Annotated in this window: 1 protein-coding gene; it reads left to right on the forward strand. The window is 41.4% G+C overall.

The genetic code is table 11. The features are described from left to right. Nucleotides 1-369 precede the first annotated feature (369 nt). Nucleotides 370-642 (forward strand): transposase, encoded by a 273-nt coding sequence (locus tag AB4653_RS20445; protein ID WP_017100261.1) that lies wholly within the window; start codon nt 370-372, stop codon nt 640-642. The last annotated feature ends 139 nt before the right edge of the window (nt 643-781 follow it).

Here is a 781-nt window from a genome sequence, read left to right on the forward strand (position 1 = left end):
AAGTTAATGTAAATTATATTCAAAAATAAAATAACCTTGAATTCTAATTTCAGCACCGAGCCTACTGCATAAATACAACGTTGCTCATCTTCTTTGAAAATAACGTCTAACGCCCAGGACTCTGGTTCTCAATGTGCCAAAGTTTTCTTGTCGCTCTTGAGCGGCTTTGTTGAAGCGCTCATTTAATCGCCAATTTTGAGTTGAGAGCCTTTTCCTATATTCTTATCATACCTTGATGTATTCACTCTCATAATCATACCTTACAAACACAATCAATCCAGGCGTCAACACTTCAAAAAAACACCTACCGACAAACCAATTATATTGCGTGACCGAGGGCGGATTGATATCTGATTATCAGGCGACACTATGGATAATTGGCAGAGTGAGCAACGCACTTATGATGGAACAGGCTCATCCCCCAAATACCCTGATAGCACAATAAGAGCGTGCCATTATTTGAGACTGGTCTTCAAACAGCCCCTACGCCAACTTCAAGGTCTCATCGATAATCTATTAAAAAGAATGGGGTACGCAGATCTAGCCTGTCCAGACTATACCTCTCCTTCTAAGCGCTTATCTCAACTAGGTCTTAAGAAGCCCGCATTCAAATCCACATATAAACCGAATGAGGGGCCGTAGGGGCACTGTGTGAAAAAATTGATATAGATGCAGACCATGTTTCAGCCGATAAAATGGACGATACCGAGGACGTCTAGGACGCATTATCGAGCAAATTTCCTGAAGCCGATAATCATTCCTCCCAAAGATAATCTGTTTG

The sequence above is a fragment of the Vibrio sp. 10N.222.48.A3 genome (assembly GCF_041475345.1).
In the GTDB taxonomy this organism is placed as follows: domain Bacteria; phylum Pseudomonadota; class Gammaproteobacteria; order Enterobacterales; family Vibrionaceae; genus Vibrio; species Vibrio tasmaniensis_A.

Excerpts from the sequence above, each read along its gene's own strand:
- AB4653_RS20445 (WP_017100261.1), top strand. The coding sequence starts at position 370 with ATGGATAATTGGCAGAGTGAGCAACGCACTTATGATGGAACAGGCTCA.